Raw genomic sequence first — 16,775 nt, forward strand, 5'->3', positions numbered from 1 at the left:
GCCCGTGTTTTTCGTTTCGTTCGGAGCGGTCGCTCCCTGTCATCAGAACGGCAATTTCCGGGGCTCGACGAACAGGCCGCGCGCTTCCGCGCACAGCCGATCGCCATCGTGCAGCGTGCCATTGACATAGGCCTTGCGCCCGTCGACCTTTTCAAGCCAGGTCGTATAGCGAAGCTCCTTGTGGAGCGGCGTCGGCGAACGGTAGCTGATCTGAAGGTCGACGGTCAGTCGTATGACCCCTGCCTGCACCACGCCCAGTAGCTCGTCAAAGGTCGCGGCAATGAAGCCGCCCTGAAGCAGCCCCGGCGCGCCTTCATGCGGGTGGCTGTAGGTGGCGTAGGCTTCCGCTCTTCCGCCTTCCAGAATGAGCCGGAACGGAGGGGTGAGCGGATGAAGCCGGCCGGTGAACGGCCCAAGTTCGCTCAGCCTTCCCATGCCGGTCAGCGCCCCTTCGATCGATCTGACATGGGCCGGGCGAGTGGGCTGTTCAGCAAGCAGGTCGCGCGCGCGGCGGACATGGTCGGCGGAGTCTCGCAGCGCCGCGTCATCCGCCATGGAGCAGGAAAAATCGTCGAGCAGCGTCCGGATAGACTGGGCAAGGTCCAACCGCGCCGTCAATCCGCTTTCCAGCGCCCGGCTTTTGATCTCGGCGTCGTCGACAACCCTGTTCATGCGGTTCCTTCCATTCCAGACTGCGCCTTGTTCCAGAGAGTTCTCGACCGATCGGCTGTTCCTGCGACCATCAGCCCCATATTTCCAGCGATGGCGAGTGACCCTAGTACTCCACGCCGCTCCCGAATTTAATCATCCTTGTTCCTAAATCCTAGATGGTCTAATATTAGTCAACCGTCAAAGCCATTGGGGGGAGCCCGGCACCGTGAATCTCGAACTTCTGCAGCGTTTTAAGCTCGACGACAAAAATCATGACTATCGCGCGAGCGAGACGATCCTCTATGCGCTGGGCCTAGGTTACGGCAGCGATTCCACTGATGAGGAGCAGCTGGCTTTCGTGTATGAAAAAGGGCTGAAGGCGGTGCCTTCGATGTGCAACACCATCGCACATCCGGGCTTCTGGATCGATAGGCCCGAACTGGACATCGACTGGGTCAAGGTGCTCCATGCCGAGCAGGCCTTCGAAATACATTCGACAATCCCGGTCGAGGGTCGCATGCGGGGCGACTATTCGATCCTCAGCGTCGAGGACAAGGGCGCCGACAAGGGCGCCATCATGAAGATGCAGAAGAAGCTGTACGATCACTACAGCAATGACCTGTGCGCGACCGTTACGCAGACATTGTTCCTGCGCGGCGATGGCGGCCAAGGCGGCTTTGGCGACCCGGGTGCTGCTCCTGCTGCGCTCCCCGACGCTGAACCCGACGCGGTCATTGACATTGCGACCATACCGCAAATCGCGCTCATCTATCGCCTGAGCGGTGATCTCAATCCAATCCACGCCAGCCCTTCGGTGGCCCGCAAAGCCGGCTTCGACCGTCCGATCCTGCACGGCCTGTGCACCATGGGGCTTGCGACACGCGCGGTGATCAGCCAGTTGTGCGGCGGCGATCCCAGCCGGCTTCGTTTCATGGAAGTCCGGTTCAGCAAGCCCGTTTTTCCGGGCGAGACGATCAGGGTCGAATTTTACACGGGAGGCGATGCGGTCCGCTTCCGTTGCCGGTCGGTTGAGCGCGATCTGGTCGTGCTGGACCGTGGCACCGCCCGGGTCTCGGCACCAGCCGCCTAGTATATTGACACTATCCACTAATTATGTAATCGAAAGGCATTCTGAAAAAGGTGGGATGGAAAATGGCTCAATCGAAGATCCTTGATGGCAAGGTTGTGATCGTCACCGGCGCCGGCAACGGCGTGGGCGCAGAGATCGCGAAGCTGGCTGCGGCCTGCGGCGCGAGCGTGCTAGTGAACGACCTTGGTGGCGGTGCTGCAGGTGGTGGCGCCGATACCGCGCCCGCGCAGCGCGTGGCCGACGAGATAAACGCTGCCGGTGGCATCGCTGCCCCCAGCTTCCATTCCATTGCGGCATGGGATTCGGCCGAAGCGATCATCCAGGACGCTATCAAGGCTTTTGGTCGCATCGACGCTGTCGTCAACAATGCCGGCATCCTGCGCGACGTCATCTTCCACAAGATGAGCAAGGAAGACTGGGACCTCGTCCGCGCGGTCAATCTAGACGGCTATTTCTACGTTTCGCGCGCAGCCGCGCCCTATTTCAAGGAGCAGGGCAGCGGGGCGTTCGTGCACATGACCTCGACGAGCGGCCTGATCGGCAATATGGGGCAGGCCAATTATGCTGCGGCCAAGCTCGGCGTGGCCGGTCTTTCCAAATCGATCGCTATCGACATGAAGCGGTTCAACGTCCGTTCCAACTGCATCGCGCCATTTGCGTTCACGCGGATGGTTGGAACCATTCCCGCCAATGACGAAGCCAATCGCAAGCGCCTGGAAATCGCGAAGCGGATGACGCCCGAGAAAATCGCGCCGCTGGTTTGCGGTCTTGTCAGCGATGGCGCCGCGGACGTGACTGGCCAGATTTTCTCGTCGCGCATGAACGAGGCCATTCTGTTCAGCCAGCCGCGTCCCATCCGTACGGCGCAGACGTCGGATGGCTGGACGCCCGAGACGATCGTCAGCCATGTGCTGCCTGCGATGAAGCCGAGCTTCTACCCGCTCGATATTTCGTCGCACGTCTTCACCTGGGATCCTTTCTGATCGCCATGAGCGAGGACGCGCCATTCCTGGTTGACCGGGCCGATGGAGTTCTGACACTGAGCTTCAACCGCCCGGCCTTGGGCAATGCGATCCCGCAAGAAGCGGTCGCCCCATTGGTCGAGCTTTTTACCTCGATCAATGGGGATCTGTCGGTTCGGGTGCTGCTCATTCGGGGGGAAGGCGCGCATTTCTCCGCCGGTGGCGACGTACGCAGTTTCGCCCGCGCTCTCGAGCAGTCTGTCGAGGCACGTCGGGCCGATTTCACGTCACGTTTGGACGCGGTCCGGCGAATGGTCGAAGCCTATCTTTCGATCGAGATTCCCGTTGTGGCGGCGTGCCAAGGCGCGGTTGCGGGTGCCGGCCTGATGTTTGCGCTCGGGGCAGACTATGTGATCGCCGATGAAAGTGTGAACTTCCTCTTCTCGCACCAACGCGTCGGCTTGCCGCCGGATGGGGGCGTCAGCCTGTTGTTGCCGCGGATCGTTGGTCACAGGCGGGCGGGGGAGCTGATACTGACCGCGGCTCGCGTCGATGCGGCGGAGGCCTATCGTATCGGCCTCGCGACGAAGATCGTGACGCCGGACACTCTGCTGACGGAAGCGCGCGCGCAGGCTAAGCGGTTCGGCCTGGCGCCCGCCGGGGCTGTGCGGCAGGCCAAGGCGCTGATCGCGTCGAGCGGTTCACAAGCCGCGGCCGCCCAGCTTGAGGCAGAGCGTGACGCGATCGTCGAAGCGGTTGGCACGGCTGATTTCGAAGAGGGCGTCCGCGCCTTCATGGAAAAGCGTCCGGCCAGTTTCCCGTCCGCGTCCGACCGGTGAATAGCGGGGGCCTTTGTTGCGACGGCGCCAGGCAGCGAATTTGAAAATGTTCTGTCGCGGGGGCTTCGGCATATTTCGGCTCCTCCCTCGTGACAAGCATCAGCCAAGATGAGTGGAGTTCCCATGGCAGACTTTGGTATCAAGCTGTTCGGCGGATATGTGCCGCGTCTTAGGATAGATCGGGCTCATATCGCCGACGCGCACAAGTGGATGGCGCCGAGCCTTCGTGGCCAGGCCAAGGGATCGCGGGCGTTCCTCAGCTGGGACGAAGACGCCGTGACGATGGCCGTCGAAGCGGCGCGTGACTGCCTGAACGGTTGTCCGCCCGCTGGCATTGAAGCGATCCATCTGGCCTCCGCAACCCTGCCCTATGCCGACCTTCAGCATTCCGCGCTGGTCGCGAGCGCCCTGTGTTTGCCCGCAGAAATCGCCGGCAGTGACGTTGGTCATTCCCAGCGCGCGGGTACCTCGGGGCTTCTCCAGGCGCTCAAGGCCGGCGACAACGCGCTTTTCATCGCGAGCGATGCTCCGGTTGGCAAGCCAGCCAGCACGCAGGAGATGAGCTATGGCGCGGGAGCGGCAGCGTTCCTGCTCGGCTCGGAAGACGTGGCGGCGCGTCTGATTGGCGCCGCGAGCGTCACCGCGCCGTTCGTCGATCATTTCCGCGCCGCTCAGTCGCGGCATGACTATTTCTGGGAAGAGCGCTGGGTTCGCGACGAAGGCTACGGAAAGCTCGCGCCGGCAGCGATCAAGGCTGCGCTGGCGAAGGCCGGCGCGGATATCGGCGAGATCACGCATTTCGTGATGGCGTCCATGCAGCGCGGCGCTGCCGACGCCGTCGCCAAGAAGGTCGGCTTTGCCGGCAAACCGGCCGATGGACTTGAAAGCAGGGTGGGCTATGCCGGCGCTGCTCATCCTCTGCTGATGCTGGCAAATGTGCTGGAAACCGCCTCGGCAGGGGACAGGATCCTGCTCGTCGGCTTTGGACAGGGCGCGGATGCGCTCGTGTTCGAGGTGACCGAGGCGATAGAGCGCGCACGGCCACGTCAGGGCGTGTCGGGCGCCATTGCCGACGGAATTGCGACAGACAGCTATTTGCGGATGTTGTCCTTCTACGACGGCATCGATCTTGAATGGGGTATGAGGGCCGAAAAGAGCGGAAAGACGGCACTTACTGCACAATATCGGTCGAATGACCAGATTAGCGGACTGGTCGCCGGCAAATGCAGCAAGTGCGCGACGATTCAGTTCCCCCAGCTTGAATATTGCGTAAATCCTGAGTGCAATGCGCCGGCGAGCCATTTCGAGGATTATTCTCTAGTCAATGAGCCGTCTCAGGTTTTCACCTATACTGCTGACTGGTTGTCTTTCCATCCCGCGCCCCCTCTTTATGTGGGCTTCGTGCAGTTCGACAACGGCGCGAGAATCCTCATGGAGGTTGTTGACGTCGGTGCCGAAGGCCTTGAAGTGGGCACGCCGCTGAAACTGACGTACCGGATCAAGGAGCGCGATCGGGCGCGCGGCTACAATCGCTATTTCTGGAAAGCCACGCCGATCGGCGGGGCGGGAGCATAAGCATGGCGACAGGTATCAAGGACAAGGTTGCGATCCTGGGCATGGGCTGTTCGCAGTTCGGCGAACGCTGGGACGCGGATTCCTCAACACTTATGCGGGAGGCTTTCGATGAAGCACTGGCGGATGCGGGTATCGAACGATCGCAGATTGAGGCGGGCTGGTACGGCAGCGCGCTAGACAACGTCAATGTGGGCAATTCGCCCATTCCTGCGTCCACCGCATTGCGTCTCGACGGCATTCCGTTCACGCGCGTTGAAAATATGTGCGCGACCGGGACGGAAGCGTTGCGTGGCGCGGCCTATGCGGTGGCTTCGGGCGCGGTCGACATTGCTGTCGCGATCGGTGCTGAAAAGCTCAAGGACACCGGCTATGGCGGCCTTCCCATCCCTTTCAAGGGGACGTTCAACGACATGTGGCTGCCGATGGGCTCATCACCCGCCGGTTTCGCGCAGCTGGCGGCTGGATATCGCGCGAAGCATGGCGTGGCGAAGGAAGACCTGAAGCGCGCGATGGCGCACGTCTCCTGGAAAAGTCATCAGAACGGCGTTCGTAGTCCAAAGGCGCATCTGCGCAAGGCCGTGCCGATGGAAACCATAATCAACGCACCGATGATTTCGGACCCGCTCGGCCTGTTCGACTGCTGCGGCGTTTCGGATGGCGCAGCCTGCGCGATCGTAACCACGCCGGAGATTGCCCGGGCCTTGGGCAAGAAGGATCTCGTCACGATCAAGGCGATCCAGTTGGCGATCAGTTCGGGCATCGAATCCCAGATGAATACATGGGACGGCAGCCATGTGCGCAACACGCGCAATGCCGCAACCCGGGCGTACAAGGAGGCGGGGATCACTGCCCCGCGCACGCAGTTGGACGTGCTGGAAGTGCATGACTGCTTCTCCATCACCGAACTCGTGACCATGGAGGACCTCTTCATCTCGGAAGAGGGCAACGCCGCAAGCGATATTCTGGATGGCTTCTATGATGCCGATGGAGACGTGCCCTGCCAGATCGACGGCGGCCTGAAATGCTTCGGTCACCCGATCGGCGCCACGGGCCTCCGTATGACCTATGAGGTGTACAACCAGCTGCTCGGCCGCGCTGGAGAACGTCAGCTGACGTCCCCTTCGCTGGGGTTGACCCATAATCTCGGGGGCGTTCCCTATCAGGGGATCGCGTGCATCTCCATCCTGGGGCTCAACTGATGGAGCGGAAATTTTTCTCGTCCGAACATGAAATGTTCCGTGACACGGTGCGCAGCTTCGTCGAGACGGAAATGGCGCCATTTCACGCGGACTGGGAAAAGCAACAGCGAGTCCCGCGTGAGGTGTGGCTGAACGCCGGTAGAGCGGGCATGCTGTGCTGTGACATTCCCCAAAGCTACGGCGGCCTGGGGGCTGACTGGCTTTATAATGTCGTCGTGATCGAGGAACTGGCGAAGGCCGGCATGTCCGGACCCGGTTTCATGGTCCATTCGGAAATGGTTGCGCCCTATATTCTGGCTTGGGGTTCCGAGGAGCTGAAGCAGAGCTGGCTGCCGCGCATGGTGACCGGGGAAGCGATCGGCGCTGTGGCGATGACGGAACCCAATGCGGGCAGTGACCTCAAGGCCATTCGCACGCGGGCGGTTCGTGACGGCGACGACTATGTCATCAATGGTCAGAAGACCTACATCTCCAACGGCCAGAATTGCGATTTCGCGCTGGTCGCGTGCAAGACCGATCCGGAAGCCGGCGCGAAGGGCGTCAGCATCGTCCTGTCGCCGGCGGACACGCCCGGCTTTGAAAGGGGCCGGAATCTGGAAAAGATCGGGCTAAAGGCGCAAGATACCTCAGAGCTCTTTTTCGCCGACATGCGCGTGCCGGTCGCCAATCGGCTCGGCAATGAGGGCGGCGGTTTCTCGATGCTGATGACGAAGCTGGCCCAGGAGCGGCTGACGCAGGCGATTCGCAGCATCTGCGTGTGCGAGGCCGCAATTCAATGGACGGTCGATTATACCGCGGAGCGCAAGGCATTCGGCCATACGATCGCGGATTTCCAGAACACTCAGTTCGTGCTCGCACAGCTTTCGGCCGAAACCACGGCATTGCGCGTGTTCACCGACTGGTGCATTGAGAGTCACCTCAAGGGCGAACTCAGCCCTGTCGATGCCGCCAAAGTGAAGCTGCTTGTCACGGATCTGCACAATAAGGTCGTCAACGAGTGTCTGCAATTTTTCGGCGGCTACGGCTATATGACCGAATATCCGATCGCACGCGCTTTCATCGATGCACGTATTGCGCGCATTGCTGGGGGCGCTGCGGAAGTTATGAAACAGATTATCGGCCGTGACCTGTTTGCGGGCAGGCGATGAGCAAGGAGGACCGGATGTCAAACCTACCCAAGGCAGATGCGGCAACATTACTCGCAATCTACCGCAAGGCGTCGCTTATCCGTCACAACGATCTTCGCGTCATCAAGGCGATGAAGGCGGGGATGCTGGTTACGCCCTATTATTCGCCTGCTGGACAGGAAATCATTCCTTCGGCCCTTTCGGTCAATCTGAACGACAGCGATACGATCTGCACCATTTACCGCGGCACGCATGACATGCTGGCCAAAGGTTTCCCGCTTGAGCCGCTCTGGGCGGAGCTGGCCGGGCGCGTGACCGGCAGCTGCAAGGGCAAGGGTGGGACGATGCACCTGACCCATCCAGAAAGCGGATGCATGGTGACCACGGGAGTCGTGGGATCATCCATGCCGATCGCTACCGGGCTCGGCTGGGCCGCCAAGCTGGACGGCAAGGGTGAAGTCGCGGTCGCCAATTTCGGCGACGGCGCCGCCAATATCGGGGCCTTCCATGAGTCGCTCAATCTCGCGGCGCTATGGAAGCTGCCGGTGATCTTCATCTGCCAGAATAATCGCTATGCCGAACATACCAGCTTCGCCAATTCGACGGCCGTCGATCAGCTGTCGAAGCGTGCCGCAGGCTATGGCATGGTCGGTGTGACGGTGAACGGCAATGACGTTGATGAGATGTACGGCGCGGCCAAGATGGCTGTCGATCGCGCGCGCGCCGGTGAAGGGCCGACGCTCATCGAGGCGCTGACGTTCCGCTTCAATGGCCATCTCATCGGTGACGCGGCCGGCTACATCCCCAAGGACGAGATGGCTGCGGCGAAGGCAAAGGATCCGTTCGCGACGTTGCGCAACCGTTTGCTGGCCGATGGCGTGGCGAGCGAAGCCGAGCTTGACGAGATCGACACCGAGATCAAGGCGCGCATCGAACAGGCGGTGGAAGCGGCCTTCAAGGCCGATCTCCCGGATGTCGCCGAACTGAAGCGCGACGTGTTCGCTTTCGAACTGGCCTGAGGATTCCATACTATGACAACGCAGACCATGAACACCATCCAGGCCGTCAATCTCGCGCTGCACGATGCGCTCGCCGCCGATCCCAAGATCGTCGTGCTGGGTGAGGATGTGGCCGACCGGGAGGAAGGCGGCGTCGTCGGCGTCACCAAGGGGCTGTCGACCGCCTTTGGCGATGATCGAGTCAAATCCACTCCCATCGCGGAGCAGGTGATCATCGGCGCCGCGATCGGCGCCTCGCTGCGCGGCTATCGCGCGGTGGCCGAGATCATGCTGATGAACTTTACGACTGTTGCGATGGACATGATCGTGAACCATGCAGCCAAGCTTCGCTTCATGTCGGGCGGGCAGACCCATGTGCCTATCGTCATCCGCACGATGACGGGATCGGGCATGTCCAATGGCGGCCAGCACAGCGACTATTTGGAGGCGTGGTTCGCCCACACGCCCGGGATCAAGGTGGTGACGCCGTCCAACCCGGGTGACGCCTATGGCCTGATGAGAGCGGCGATCGAAGATGATGATCCGGTGATCTTCATCGAAAATCTTCCTTCTTACTGGAACACCGGCCCTGTCACTCGTGAAGTGATTCCGCTGGGCAAGGCGAACGTGGCGCGCGAAGGCAGCGACGTTACGATCGTCAGCTATGCGTCCATGATGGCACCGGCACTGGCTGCCGCGGAGACGCTGGCGGGTGAAGGCGTCAATGCCGAAGTCGTTGACTTGCGGACCATCGCGCCCTGGGATCGGGACACCGTGCGGGCATCTGTCGAAAAGACGGGCCGGGCATTGATCGTGCATGAAGCGGTCAAGGAATTTGGCGTGGGTGCGGAGATCGCCGCTGACCTGGCGGACCACCTGTTTGGAAAGCTCAAGGCGCCCGTTCGGAGATTGGGCGGAGCATTCTGCCCAGTGCCCTACTCGAAGCCGTTGGAAACAGCGTTCGCGCCCTCGGCCGAAGGTATCGTGACGGCTGTACGCGGCCTAATTGCTGGAAAGGACTTCTGAACATGGCGTATGAAATTCTTCTTCCCAAGCTTGGCTTCTCGATGAGCGAAGGACAGCTCGCTGAATGGCTGGTCGCAGATGGCGGCGAGGTGACCGAAGGGCAGCCGCTTTTCTCGCTGGAGAGCGACAAGTCGGTCAACGAAGTGGAGGCTCCGGCGTCGGGTACGCTGCGCATCCTGAAGCAGGCCGGTGAAACCTATGACGTTGGAACGGTTCTGGGCACCATCGAATAGTCGCGATGCTGCCCTGCACGATTGCGCATAATCGGCGGCATGCGCACCGGGTGATCCCTCCAGTCGCTGAGTGACCGGAACGATTTGCGTTCGCGGGCGGGCGGGCAGACCGCCCAGGATCGAACAGAAAAGGCCAGATTGGGATGAGCTTCGCCAGAACAGAAACGCAGCAGATGTTTGGCGACATGCTGGAACGGCTTCTTGATGTCGAAAATGATTTCGAGAAGCGCCGGCATCGACTGTCTGCGCCGGACCCGGATCGTCTCGCGCTGTGGTCGGCACTGGCCGAACAGGGGATTCTGGGCGCGACCCTTCCCGAAGAGGCCGGCGGCTTTGGCGGGACCATGCGCGACCTGTCGGTCGTCATGGAAGAGGTCGGCCGCAAGCTCGTCGTCGAACCCGTTCTGGCAAGCGCTCTCTGTGGCGCCATCCTGAATGCGGCGGGAGAAGATCTTTCTGCCCTGATCGCGGGTGAGACAATCGTGGCCTTCGCTCATGAGGAAGGCTATGATCCCTTCGGCCCCCGGGATACGAGGGCGGTCGAGGATGGCGGGAATTACCGGCTGACCGGGCGCAAGCTTGTCGTGCGCCATGCCGATCTTGCCCATCAGTTCATCGTTACGGCCGCGCTGGACGGGGCTTCCGCGCTCTACCTGGTCGACCGCAGCGCAGAAGGGCTTGTCCTGGACAGCTGCCGCATGATCGATGGAGCGTCGGCCGCCACGATCGAGCTGACCAATGTCCCCGCCCGTCGGCTTGGGGGCGACGACCTTCTTCTCGCCGCTCTCGAACGGGGCGTTGTGGCGCTTGCAGCCGAAGCGGTCGGCATTATTGCTGCACTCAATAGCGCCACCTTCTCCTATCTGGGAACGCGCAAGCAGTTCGGCGTGCCCTTGGCGAGCTTCCAGGCCCTGCAGCATCGCGCCGCAGACATGTACGCCGCGGCGGAAGAAGCGCGTGCCCTGACGGAGCGCGCCATCGAAGCGATCGATGCGGGCGCCGCTGATCGATCCGCTCTTGCTTCGGCCGCGAAGGCGCTGGTCGACGATGCGGCCCGAAAGGTCGGACATGAAGCCGTGCAGATGCATGGCGGCATGGGCGTCAGTGACGAACTGGACGTCAGCCATTATCTCCGCAGGCTGACCGCGATCCGGGCCGAGTTGGGCAGTGCCGATCTGCATCGCGCCCGCTTCGCCGGGCTGGGCGTGAATGCGGTCCGCGAAACCCCCTTTCGCGCCGAAGTGCGCGAGTTCGTGCGAGCGTATCTGCCGGAAGATATCGCGCGCAAGGGCGCCTTGGGCCTTGAGATCCACAAGGAAGATTATGTTCGCTGGCAGAAGATCCTGCTGGAAAAGGGCTGGTTCGGCGCCGGGTGGCCGACCGAGCATGGCGGCGCCGATTGGCCGATCGACAAGCAACTGATCTTCCTTCAGGAATCCGCGCTCAACAACGCGCCGATGATCATTCCCTACGGCGTCAACATGATCGGCCCGGTGCTGCAGGAGTTTGGCAATGCGGAACAGCAGGCCAAATATTTGCCCGGCATCCTGTCGAGCGATACCTGGTGGTGCCAAGGCTATTCTGAACCCAATTCGGGGTCGGACCTTGCCTCATTGAAGACCAGTGCAGTGCGTGAAGGCGATCATTATATCGTCAACGGCACGAAGATGTGGACGACCGAAGCGCATTGGGCGGACATGATGCACTGCCTGGTTCGCACGGACCGGGAAGTGAAGCCGCAGCGTGGCATCTCCATGCTGCTTATCGATATGAACAGCCCCGGCATTGACGTGCGGCCGATCGTCACGATTGACGGCCAGCATCATACCAACCAGCTCTTCCTCGACAATGTTCGTGTGCCGGTTGAAAATCTGGTCGGCGAAGAAGGTCAGGGGTGGACGATCGCCAAGTTCCTGCTGTCACACGAGCGCGTCGCTATCGCGGATACGGGCCCCAAGCTGCGACTGCTGAAGAATATCAAGGCGATGATGGCACAGGTGCCGGTGTCCACATCCCGCGACCGACTGGCCGAAAAGCTCGCCGGCGCCGAGATCGAACTGCTGACCCTGTGCGAACTAGAGCAGAATTATGTTTCGCGATGGGCCGAGGGCGCCTCTCGCGAAGGCCCGGAGGCGTCCGTCCTTAAAATCCGCAGCACAGAGATTTTGCAGCGGCTTTCGGAGGTCGCGCTGGAAATCGAAGGGCCATTGGGCGGTGCGCATGATCCGCATGACCTGCATCTCAACCCTGCCGGTCAGTTTAGTCCTGCACAGCTTGCCAGTTTCATGGGGCATCAATATCTATATGGCCGATGCTGGTCCATCTTCGGTGGAACCAACGAGATTCAGCGTAATCTGATTGCAAAATCGTTGGTTGCCGGCTGATCGCCGATGCAACCAGAGAGTAAGTATATGCCAGGCGGGTATGATGATCTTTCCTTTGAAGAAGTGCTCACGCTCGCGGATGGCCCGCTCGAAGCGCTAACCGAACGGTCTGAAAGCATGACGCTTCGATCTTTCGGACCGTTAGTGACTTATTCGCGCAAAGTCTTCATCCCGCTCACGAAGCTCTGTCGAGACGTTTGCCACTATTGCACCTTCGCCTCGACTCCTGCGCGGGTAGAAACCGCCTATCTTTCTCGCGAAGACGTTCTGGCGATTGCCCAGGCGGGCGCGGCAGCGGGGTGTCGTGAGGCATTATTTACCTTGGGCGATCGGCCTGAGGCGCGGTATTCGGCTGCGCGCAAGGCGCTCAGTCAGATTGGCCATGCCACCACGCTTTCTTATCTTGAAGAGATGGCCCGCGCCGTCTTCGATCAGACCGGGCTTCTGCCGCACATCAATGCGGGCCTGATGGATGAGGCCGATTATACCGCGCTTCGTCCGGTATCGGCCTCCATGGGGTTGATGCTGGAAACGCTATCGGAACGACTTTCCGAGAAGGGCGGTCCCCATCATGGTTCGCCCGATAAGTGGCCGGCGCACAGGATCGAAGCGATTGAGGCTGCGGGTCGGGCAAGGGTGCCTTTTACGACCGGTCTGCTCATCGGCATTGGGGAGACGCGGCAGGAACGGATCGACGCGCTGGTTACGATCCACGACATGCATCGCCGCTACGGCCATATCCAGGAAGTCATCATCCAGAACTTCCGGGCCAAGCCGGGCACGCGGATGGTTGACCATCCCGAACCCTCGCTGGAAGAGCATCTGTGGACGATCGCCATGGCCCGATTGATCCTGGGTCCGCAGATGGTCATCCAGGCACCGCCCAATCTGCATGCGCCCGAGGAACTGGCGGCGCTGTTGCGGGCGGGTGTGAACGACTGGGGCGGGGTGTCGCCGGTCACGCCCGATCACGTCAATCCCGAAGCGCCCTGGCCGCATCTGGCCTTGCTGGAGCAGGCGACGGCGGATGCCGGGCGGGTGCTGCGCGAACGTCTTGCCATTGGTCCGGCCTATGCGCTGGAGGCGGACCGCTGGGCCGATCCCGCGATAGCCAGGAAGGTGCGCCAGTCGATCGATGCGCGCGGCCTGCCGCTGGCGGACGGCTGGCATGCTGGCGCGGGAGATGATGCTCCTGCGCCTGTGGAGCCTGTTGCCCGGACGACTGGCGCTGTGGAAATCGAGGCGATCATTGCCGCCGCGCGCGCCGGTGAGCGGCTGGAGGAGAAGGCTATCGTCGCGCTGTTCGAGGCCGACGGTTCGCATCTGGACCTGTTGACCCGGGCGGCCGACGATCTGCGTCGCGAAGTGGTGGGCGATGCGGTCACCTATGTCGTCAACCGCAACATCAACTATACCAATATCTGCCTTTATAAATGCGGCTTCTGTGCCTTTTCCAAGGGCAGCACGAAGGCGATGCGCGGCCCGGCCTACCGGCTTGACCTGGAAGAGGTCGGGCGCCGCGCGGCCGAGGCCTGGGACAGGGGCGCGACCGAGGTGTGCCTGCAGGGGGGCATCCATCCCGATTATGATGGCAACACCTATTTGTCGGTGCTCAAGGCGGTGCGCGAGGCTGCGCCGCACATCCACATCCATGCCTTTTCGCCGCTGGAGGTCAGCCATGGCGCCGCGACGCTGGGCCTGGGCCTGGAAGCCTATCTGACGCGGCTGCGCGATGCTGGTCTTTCGACCCTGCCGGGAACGGCCGCGGAGATACTCGACGACGAGATCCGGGATATCATCTGCCCGGACAAGCTGAACACGCAGGAGTGGCTGGAGGTGATGCGCACGGCGCATCGCGTTGGCCTGCGGTCCACGGGGACGATCATGTTCGGCCATGTCGAAGGCTATCGGCACTGGGCGCGGCATCTGCTGCGGGTCCGCGATCTCCAGGCGGAGACGGGCGGGTTCACCGAATTCGTGCCGCTGCCCTTTGTGCATATGGAGGCGCCGATCTGGCGGAAAGGGCTGGCGCGCTCAGGCCCCAGCTTCCGCGAGGTGATGTTGATGCATGCGGTTGCCCGCTTGGTGCTGCATCCGCTTATCCCCAACATCCAGGCGAGCTGGGTGAAGCTGGGTCCCACGGGCATCGCGGCTGCTTTGCGGGCCGGCGTTAACGACATGGGCGGGACGTTGATGGACGAATCCATCACGCGCGCGGCCGGGGGACTCAACGGCCAGCTGTGCGACCCTGCGCAGATGGCGGCATTTGCACGGGAAGCCGGACGCCATGCCGTTCAGCGCACCACATTATACGGGCCTGTCAACGCGCCTGAATTGCAAGCGCAGAATAGCATTATTTTATAGGGACGATAAGAATGGGTGAGAAGATTGCGGTTATCGGCGGGACCGGTAATCTGGGCGCGGCGATTGCGCGCAGGCTCGCGAAGACGGGCAATGCGGTCATCATCGGGTCGCGTTCGGCCGAGAGCGCTGAACGCGCGGCGGGGGAACTGGGCTTTGGCCTTTCGGGCATGGCGAATGCCGATGCCGCGCGCGAAGCGGACCTTGTCATCGTGACAGTGCCCTTTGCTGCACAGGAATCGACGATCGCGGATATCGCGCCACACTGCGCCGGTAAGATCGTGGTGGACACGACCGTGCCTCTGGTGCCGCCCAAGGTGATGCGCGTGCAATTGCCGGCTGAAGGCAGCGCGGCTCAGCGGGCGCAGCAGCAGCTTGGGGAAGGCGTGACGGTCGTTTCGGCATTCCATAATGTTGCCGCGCACAAGCTCGCGACCGACATGGAAATCAATTGCGACGTGTTGGTCTTCGGTGACGACAAGGCGGCTCGCGAAAAGGTGGTGCAGTTGGCAGATTCGATGAACTTGCGCGCCTTCCATGCAGGGGCGCTGTGCAACTCTGCCGCTGCAGAGGCACTTACCTCGGTGCTTATCTTCATCAACAAGAATTACGATGTGGGAGAAGCTGGCATCAAGATTACCGGCCAGCATTGAGCATATGGGCAGCGGTGTGCCGCTGCGCGCGTCAGGATGCCGGTGGCGGTCTCAAACAGGCCGTCACCGCGACATTCTCACAACCTTGGATCGCTGATGTTCTGAAAAAATCGTCAGCCGGCACTTACGGCCCGGCTGCCGGGAAGCATGTCATTCAGGACAGCGTCGAACTCGCGATCGGTTGAGGATCGGCGAAGGTCCAGCAGCGGGACCGCACTGCCGACCGGATAGCGGGCTTTCGGCGCGTCTGATTCCAGCACCTCGACAATGACTTTCGCAACGTCGTCCGGCGGAATAGCGCCCGTGCCGGACCCCAGTGAAAAGGCGCGTTGCTGAGCGAAATAGTCACCGTAATTTTGCCTGCCTTCCTCGTCCAGCTGAGCAAGACTGCTCTCCAGTTGGCTGGCGAAACCATGGACCATGCCAGTGGCAATCGCGCCGGGCTCGATCAGCGACACAGGGATGCCCCACTGGCCCGCTTCAAGCCGCATTGTATCGGCAAGACCCTCCAGCGCGAACTTGGAGGCGGCATAGTAGCCGAGCAGCGGCAAGGCCAGTTTGCCCGCCATGGAGCTGACAAAGATGAACCGTCCCCTGTTAGCCCGCATCTCAGGCAGGGTCGCCTGGTAAATGGCGAGATTGGACAGGGTGTTGATCTCCATCGTTCGGCGAAACAGCGCCAGCGGTGTCGTCTCGACCGGCCCGCACGGATTGATCCCGATGCAGCTGATGACGGCGGTCAACGGCTCGCCGCCACGCTCTAGGGCGTTCCTCACCTCCTGCGCGCCGATTTCCGCCGAGGAGAAGTCCGCGGCAAAAATATCAGCGGTGCCAAAGCCGTCCTGCACCATATTGTCCAGATCGCCATCATCCACCGCTGAACCCAGCACAGTATAGCCGCGGTCCAGCAATTGGCGCATAAGACATCGGCCCACGCCACCCGAAGCACCAATGACAAGTATCTTGCCTGATTGGTTTGAGCTGGAAGGCATATCTCATATCTCCGGTAATGACTGATGAATGGAGGCTCGAGATCATGGCCGTGCGATCCCGATGCATAGGATGTCGGACCTATAACAAACATTGTCGCATGGGAAGGTCTTTCCCTGTCAACCGAATAGCTGGGCCGAGCCTGGGCCCGGCAGGAACCAAAGGCGCTCCGCCTTGATTGATGAGAGGAAAGGAACCTGTCATAAATGCGAAGATGACTATGCCCGGCGAAATCGATCGGCCCGACACGGCCGCTGAGAACATCACCGGCCTCGATCATGTCGGAAGTGATGACGCAAGTCAGTGACCGGAAGAGGAGAAGGCGATTTCGCTCCACTAGAAGAAGCCGACTTCAACGCGCAGACGCAATGATGTGCTTCGCCCAAGTTATCGATATTGCGGCCCAAACTGAGGCTTCGGTGCTGCGGGCTTGTCGCCGCGCAAACAGGAACATATGTAGGCATGCAAGGCCGCTAGCCGAAAGCCCCAAGGCTCAACTCTGCAACTTGCCACGTCAGCATGCCGTGTTAGCATGCCGTGTCAGGGCGAGACACGTCATATACTCGTTGCGCTGGGTTGATTGAATGATTAGGTCCTACATCCTGTTTTGATGAGAGGCGTGTCATGGGATATGATTATCGGGTGGGGTTTGTGACCTACCCTGATGCGGAGCCGGGCAGTCCTGGT

The 16,775-nt window shown here is 61.3% G+C and carries 14 protein-coding genes; 12 read left to right on the forward strand and 2 right to left on the reverse strand.

Annotation, left to right across the window (positions count from 1 at the left end):
* Positions 1-42 precede the first annotated feature (42 nt).
* Entirely contained in the window at positions 43-672 is a 630-nt protein-coding gene (locus tag ACFO3E_RS11050; protein WP_380804732.1) for a PaaI family thioesterase, read from the reverse strand.
* A 205-nt stretch (positions 673-877) separates the two neighbouring features.
* Between ACFO3E_RS11050 and ACFO3E_RS11055 the strand changes: the two genes are divergently transcribed.
* The 12 genes from ACFO3E_RS11055 (at position 878) to npdG (ending at position 15,098) form a co-directional block, all read left to right on the forward strand.
* Complete coding sequence (locus ACFO3E_RS11055; RefSeq protein ID WP_380804735.1) at positions 878-1,741, forward strand: MaoC family dehydratase; 864 nt, start codon at positions 878-880, stop codon at positions 1,739-1,741.
* A 62-nt stretch (positions 1,742-1,803) separates the two neighbouring features.
* Complete coding sequence (locus ACFO3E_RS11060) at positions 1,804-2,724, forward strand: SDR family NAD(P)-dependent oxidoreductase (protein WP_380804737.1); 921 nt, start codon at positions 1,804-1,806, stop codon at positions 2,722-2,724.
* A 5-nt stretch (positions 2,725-2,729) separates the two neighbouring features.
* Positions 2,730-3,542, forward strand: coding sequence for an enoyl-CoA hydratase/isomerase family protein (locus ACFO3E_RS11065; protein ID WP_380804740.1), 813 nt, complete (start codon positions 2,730-2,732; stop codon positions 3,540-3,542).
* Between the two features lie 123 nt (positions 3,543-3,665).
* On the forward strand, positions 3,666-5,117 hold the full coding sequence (locus ACFO3E_RS11070; RefSeq protein ID WP_380804743.1) for a 3-oxoacyl-[acyl-carrier-protein] synthase III C-terminal domain-containing protein: 1,452 nt from the start codon (positions 3,666-3,668) through the stop codon (positions 5,115-5,117).
* Between the two features lie 2 nt (positions 5,118-5,119).
* Positions 5,120-6,316: an acetyl-CoA acetyltransferase gene (locus tag ACFO3E_RS11075; RefSeq protein ID WP_380804746.1), complete on the forward strand. Its 1,197-nt coding sequence runs from the start codon at positions 5,120-5,122 to the stop codon at positions 6,314-6,316.
* Positions 6,316-7,464 (forward strand): acyl-CoA dehydrogenase family protein, encoded by a 1,149-nt coding sequence (locus tag ACFO3E_RS11080; protein WP_380804748.1) that lies wholly within the window; start codon positions 6,316-6,318, stop codon positions 7,462-7,464. The genes ACFO3E_RS11075 and ACFO3E_RS11080 overlap by 1 nt, the downstream gene beginning before the upstream one ends.
* Before the next feature lie 14 nt (positions 7,465-7,478).
* Positions 7,479-8,462, forward strand: coding sequence for a thiamine pyrophosphate-dependent dehydrogenase E1 component subunit alpha (locus tag ACFO3E_RS11085; RefSeq protein WP_380804751.1), 984 nt, complete (start codon positions 7,479-7,481; stop codon positions 8,460-8,462).
* 12 nt (positions 8,463-8,474) lie between these two features.
* Complete coding sequence (locus ACFO3E_RS11090) at positions 8,475-9,467, forward strand: alpha-ketoacid dehydrogenase subunit beta (RefSeq protein ID WP_380804753.1); 993 nt, start codon at positions 8,475-8,477, stop codon at positions 9,465-9,467.
* A gap of 2 nt (positions 9,468-9,469) precedes the next feature.
* Positions 9,470-9,700 (forward strand): biotin/lipoyl-containing protein, encoded by a 231-nt coding sequence (locus ACFO3E_RS11095; RefSeq protein WP_340268029.1) that lies wholly within the window; start codon positions 9,470-9,472, stop codon positions 9,698-9,700.
* Between the two features lie 143 nt (positions 9,701-9,843).
* Positions 9,844-12,084, forward strand: a complete 2,241-nt coding sequence (locus ACFO3E_RS11100) for an acyl-CoA dehydrogenase family protein (RefSeq protein WP_380804756.1) — start codon at positions 9,844-9,846, stop codon at positions 12,082-12,084.
* Positions 12,085-12,201: 117 nt separating this feature from the next.
* Complete coding sequence (gene cofH / locus ACFO3E_RS11105) at positions 12,202-14,448, forward strand: 5-amino-6-(D-ribitylamino)uracil--L-tyrosine 4-hydroxyphenyl transferase CofH (RefSeq protein ID WP_380804759.1); 2,247 nt, start codon at positions 12,202-12,204, stop codon at positions 14,446-14,448.
* A gap of 11 nt (positions 14,449-14,459) precedes the next feature.
* A complete protein-coding gene (gene npdG, locus ACFO3E_RS11110; RefSeq protein ID WP_380804762.1) occupies positions 14,460-15,098 on the forward strand; it encodes an NADPH-dependent F420 reductase in 639 nt (212 codons plus the stop codon).
* Between the two features lie 113 nt (positions 15,099-15,211).
* Here the strand turns inward: npdG and ACFO3E_RS11115 are convergent, their stop codons facing one another.
* Entirely contained in the window at positions 15,212-16,090 is an 879-nt protein-coding gene (locus tag ACFO3E_RS11115) for an SDR family NAD(P)-dependent oxidoreductase (protein ID WP_380804765.1), read from the reverse strand.
* Positions 16,091-16,775 lie beyond the last annotated feature (685 nt).

Origin of the sequence: Sphingobium tyrosinilyticum (genome assembly GCF_042654265.1) — a bacterium.
GTDB classification, from domain to species: Bacteria; Pseudomonadota; Alphaproteobacteria; order Sphingomonadales; family Sphingomonadaceae; genus Sphingobium; species Sphingobium tyrosinilyticum.